The organism is Acinetobacter sp. ANC_7553, from assembly GCF_056779895.1.
Genome location: NZ_JBWYIV010000030.1, coordinates 1 through 5068 on the forward strand (window position 1 = coordinate 1; position 5068 = coordinate 5068).

Below are 5068 nucleotides of genomic sequence, written 5' to 3' on the forward strand. Positions count from 1 at the left end.
GTGTACAGATTATTTCGACGGAAGATCGAATTGAAATTAAAGCGGCAAAAAAAATAGTGTTGATTGGTGGTGGTTCACAGATTGAAATTAGTAGTTCGGGAGTTTTACCGACCACAGCTGGTAAGTTTGAGGTGAAAGCGGGGCAGCATCAGTTTATGGGGGGAGCTAAGGTGCCTTTGAATTTTCCACTCATGCCAAATGAAATAAGAAAACAGATCGCAATCAAATATCATGATGATGAGCCAGTTAAAGGTGCAAACTTTAAGATGAAATATGCAAATGGTCAGACATTTTCAGGTGTGACTAATGATGATGGTATAGCTGATATAAGAGATGCACCTGATGGTGAAGCAGAGATTATTTTTGGAGAAGACACTAGATCTTATCAAGTTGTTGCACAAGCAGAAGAAAATACTAACTTTAAAGCAGAATGGGATATCGCAGATTTAGAAAAATCATATCAACAAGCACTTAAGGATTCTAAAAAATGAGTGCAGAAAATAAAATAGCTATAATTGAAATTGGTTCAGAACTTTGGTCGAGTACCAAGGCTGCAGGCAGTTGGTTGGGTGGGGCCTTACAAGGGGAATTTAACGAAAAATCAACTTTAGGTCAGATCGTATTTGATGCAGTTATTAGTATGTTTCCTGTCGCAGGTGAAGCCACAGCTGTTAGGGATTTAATCGCTATTTCAAATCGCATGGCAGGTAGTGAACAAGAGAAAAATAAAGTCCTGAACTGGGTTAGTATTATTTTATGTTTATTGCCACTCATTCCAATATTTGGTGGTGTGTTAAAAGGTATTGGGCGCTTACTCATTACTGTGATTAAAGATGCCAGTAAAGCCGCAGAAGTAGCAATTGCAATTTTGGCTTTTTTAAGGAAAATGGGTTATGGAGACCCAATTAAATTTATAAACGCACTTAAATTTTCAAAATACCAAGCGAAAATATTATCCGAATTTAAAAACTTTATTGCACGATTAAAATCCTCGATTCAGTTTTTCTTATCAAAAACGGGCGTTGTTCTACCTAAGCATGTACAACAACAATTAAACTCATTTTTACCTGAGTTAGATAAACTTGCCAAACTCGCAGATAAAATGATTCCTTCTGCAATTAAAGAGTTGGATAGTGCATTAAATAAAGTTCGATCTGAAATGATCAACCAGATGAATAAAGCTGGTGCAAAGATAGGTGGTGGAGAAACTAAGGTTTTAACCACGGAAGCACGTTTAGCTTCTACTGCTAGAAAAACGATTCCAAGTAAAGGGCATAAACCAGCATCTTTAAGTCACTATAATCATAAGGACGGATGGCCAGATTTAAGAAAGTTTTACAATACAGATAGTAAAAAATATGACGTAATTGCTTCTTTTAGTAAGAGTGCCAATATTGAAGCTAATATATATAAGCCGGGCACAAAAATTGATTGGAAGCGAATCATAGATAAAAGATATCCAAATAAGTCTGGAGCATATTGGGCAGACAAAATGCCACATAATGGCACAGCATGGCGTTTCGACTATGCAGTAAAAAGTGGCTGGTCGAAGAATGGAATATTTGTTTCCTTGGATCGTATCCCTACAGTTGCCGAGTTGAAAAAATTAGGAATTCCCGTTCCTAAGAATTGGCAGGGACTTAAAACATGGGAAGGTAAAGTCGCAGAACAATTTGATATGGATAAGATGGAAGGAAGTAAATTACTTTTACCTGGAGGGGAAAAGCAAATTTATATTGATTTTAGGCATTCTGATAATGCACCAATTAAAGCGTATATCGATAAAATGATCGAAATTAAAAAAACCAATTGGAATGATGCCATTCTTCCTGAAAATTTAAAAGATACGGTTGCTTATTTAGAAGCAAGAGAAAAAGCTCGTAAAACGGTACAACAAGGGCAAGTGGCCCGCGCTACTTCCACAACAGGTCGAGCAAATACTAAGCATGAGCAAAATAAGGCGAAGTAAAGGAATTTGTAATGTATACGATTGATCGTAAAGAAAGAGACCAAACTTTTTATTTAATTAAAAAATATTCAAGTTACCAATATCTATATCACATATATAAACTAAAAAAAGAGTTTGTGGATGCATTTGAACAACAACTAAGGCAACCACCTCCTTCTGTACAAGATCAAACAATAGGTGTTCACGAATATCACGAAAAAGAATTTTTATATTATTTGTATGTCATCAATAATTCAGAAAAGGGATTAGATTTATTACTAAAAACTGAATCTAAAAAAGATGCATATGACTTAATATTTGAGGGGAGTATTTACGGTAATATTTTTGGTCGTTATGGTGATGAACATGGCTTAGTAGATGATGTTTTTTATCAAAATTTGGGATTAGGTCGATATTATGGGGATCTTGATGGAAATCACGATCATACAAAATATATATTAAAGTTATTACTCGCAAGTGCAATGACTTTTTGTGTATCTAATACTCTGTATGCTGGGGAGTACGTGATCCATAAAGAAGATAGAATTTACGATAAATGGAGCTACGAATCTTTATTCAGTAAACCAAACTGGCCACCATGTAAGCAAATCGTTGAACCGATTAGCCCATGCCCAGATTATAATGAAAATGCAACAGATCAAATTCATACAGGTGAAGAAATCCAAATTTCAGGCATTTACGAACCATGGTTTGAAAAACCCGTTTATCAAAAATTAACCAATGACCCTGAATATAATGTGTATGTTGGTTGCCCAAATTATTTTTTGGAAGGTTCGGAAGCTACTCAATATAAATTAGAAGGCACAGATGATTGGTATGATGTTAAATGGCGTTTAATTTGGGAAGACAATCGCTATATAGATGGAACCATACCCGAGGAAGAAAAGAATTATATTTTTGATATAGAAAATATAGGAAAACAATCCAATCAACCCGAAACTGAATCAACTGAAAAATTAAGTATGGCGGCTGGGCAGGTTAGCCCGAAAGCAGGCTATTGGTATACAACAGCGAAATTAAATTCACGGCAATACTTTAAAAAAGGCGATATTTTTCCTGATTTTGAAAGTGATTGGGGCGAGGTGTACTGGCAGTTTGATGGAGAAGAATAAAACTATATCGCTCAAGGTGAAAACTTTCGCATTGATGGAAGTTTAATAAAAAACCAGCTTACGCGGGTTTTTTTGATCTCAAACGAGATTACATATTCGGATAGTTCGTACCACCCGCACCCTCAGGTACAACCCAAGTAATATTTTGTGACGGATCTTTAATATCACAAGTCTTACAGTTCACAGCATTAATTTGGAAAGGGGCATGGAGTACTAATGGTGCTTATGTTGTTTTAGATCAGGCTCATCCCATTGAGGAAGGTGAAGTTTTATATCGTGTTTTAGATCCATGTAGTTTAGATAACAGTATTTGATGGATGAGGGAAGCTGAGTATAAGAAACTTAAGAGTAAAGCGGATTGGCGACGCTATTTTGCGGTATTTGCTTCATGGAATCATAATGGCGAAATGGTTAAATATAGAGTTCCTAAAGGTGGCTTAAAGGTATGGGAGGGGCCAGCGGCGAGCCAAACTTTTAAAAGTAGTGCTGGCAAAGTTGAGAAAGTAAATAGTAAAGGTGAGATATTTGTACTTGAAGGTGGTGGCATACAAATTGTTCTAGACCCAAAAGATTTAGTACGAGCAAATGTAAGTAAGCGTGAAGCAACCCCTTGGGGCTATGACAGTGGTTTAATTGGTGAAACGAAAACCAGCATGGTTGGTGTGCCGCGTTTAGAGCAGAATTGGTATGGAGATAAAAAATAATGTCGCAATCATCTGAAATTCGTCCGCAGGAAATTTTCCTACTTGAACGCTATAGTTCGGCTGAATATTTTAAAGAACTGGTAGATGCTTTTAAAAATATGCTCGACGCAGCGGAAAATGCACTTGAGCTGTTTATGCAGGATTTACCTTATGATTATCGAAATCAACATATTTCACAACAACCTGACATAGTTTGGGGTGAGCATGTATTGCCTAATTTCAGATCAACTCTTGAGAGCTTGAATTATGGATATAAACGTTTATTAGAGGGTGATTTATCTGCTTTGCAATATGCAGGGAATGTGGTGACTGACTTTAGAAATCAAAGAATAGACTATTTCCCTGATTGGATGGATGAGGGTAATTTAGCCTTATTTGATCAATGGCAAAGTAAAGCTAGTAAGTTATCATCTAATATTAAAGCTACAGTTTTTGGTAGCTGGCCTATGACTTTTTTAAAAGAAGACTATGATTCAGATTATTTAGGAGAGTTAAACTTACCATCATCTTTACCAATATATAAGTTAAACCAAAATGTTACGGTAAAAACAGGCGAAACTGTGCCACAGGATGGTATTTACATTCCTGAAATACAGGAAGCAAGTGCACAGCTGCTGCTTAAAGGGCATGATGCGATAGAAGCATTAGTGGGACTTGATCCAGATTGCCCACAATATGATCATGAGGAAGATACGGAATGGGTATTGGTTGAACGAATTGCAGACGAGGGTGGGTCATCTGAGACTATTCAAGCTGAAAATTTAAAAGGTTTTGCTGGGCAGACTTGTCAACAGACAGGTAATTGGTGGAGTCCTGCAAATCAATTGCAATCCCGTTATTTTGAACAGGGAGAAGTATTTCCGAAGATTGAGAATAATAGCTGGGGAGAAACGATTTGGTATTTAGAAGTTACTAATAAGAAATAATTTATATATAAAAGATTGGATTGTCAAAATAATGATAAAGTTTTGATGAAGGTAAAATTCTATCTGAGATCAAATCTGATTGGGATAAGGAGTTTTAGTAGTTTGATAGTGATGACTAACTTATGCTTAGAAGCTGTTCTAAATTAACTCGTTTTCAAAAACAATCAGTTGCCTTAATCTATTATGTTACTTCACAACCTTATTTGGAAATGTTACTGACCAAACTGGATGATTTGATTCAATATACGGGTGGAGTAATTGATTTAGCTGATCAGCAGTATCGTGATCGTGTCCTCTTGCAAGAGGGATGGGAAATGGGGGATAGCTCAGCCAATTGGAGTACCTATGCTTACCCAT

At 36.3% G+C, this 5068-nt stretch carries 5 protein-coding genes and 2 pseudogenes; 6 read left to right on the forward strand and 1 reads right to left on the reverse strand.

The annotated features are described in order from the left end of the window. From AC1M9I_RS14410 to AC1M9I_RS14420, 3 genes are all read left to right on the forward strand, one after another. A partial coding sequence (locus AC1M9I_RS14410; protein WP_481611198.1) for a DUF2345 domain-containing protein occupies positions 1-491 on the forward strand: 491 nt, incomplete at its 5' end. Further along, positions 488-1969, forward strand: a complete 1482-nt coding sequence (locus tag AC1M9I_RS14415; RefSeq protein ID WP_481611199.1) for a hypothetical protein — start codon at positions 488-490, stop codon at positions 1967-1969. The genes AC1M9I_RS14410 and AC1M9I_RS14415, both read left to right, overlap by 4 nt. A gap of 11 nt (positions 1970-1980) precedes the next feature. After that, positions 1981-3081, forward strand: a complete 1101-nt coding sequence (locus tag AC1M9I_RS14420; protein WP_179999198.1) for an Imm72 family immunity protein — start codon at positions 1981-1983, stop codon at positions 3079-3081. Positions 3082-3169: 88 nt separating this feature from the next. On the opposite strand, the pseudogene AC1M9I_RS14425 reads toward AC1M9I_RS14420, so the two are convergent. Further along, a pseudogene (locus AC1M9I_RS14425) lies at positions 3170-3280 on the reverse strand (4Fe-4S dicluster domain-containing protein); the annotation flags it as partial. 118 nt (positions 3281-3398) lie between these two features. On the opposite strand from AC1M9I_RS14425, the gene AC1M9I_RS14430 reads away from it, so the two are divergent. The 3 genes and pseudogenes from AC1M9I_RS14430 to AC1M9I_RS14440 all read left to right on the forward strand — a co-directional run. Beyond that, positions 3399-3785, forward strand: a complete 387-nt coding sequence (locus AC1M9I_RS14430; protein ID WP_481611200.1) for a hypothetical protein — start codon at positions 3399-3401, stop codon at positions 3783-3785. After that, positions 3785-4711, forward strand: a complete 927-nt coding sequence (locus tag AC1M9I_RS14435; protein ID WP_481595901.1) for a hypothetical protein — start codon at positions 3785-3787, stop codon at positions 4709-4711. The genes AC1M9I_RS14430 and AC1M9I_RS14435 overlap by 1 nt, the downstream gene beginning before the upstream one ends. A gap of 122 nt (positions 4712-4833) precedes the next feature. Then, a pseudogene (locus AC1M9I_RS14440) lies at positions 4834-5068 on the forward strand (hypothetical protein); the annotation flags it as partial.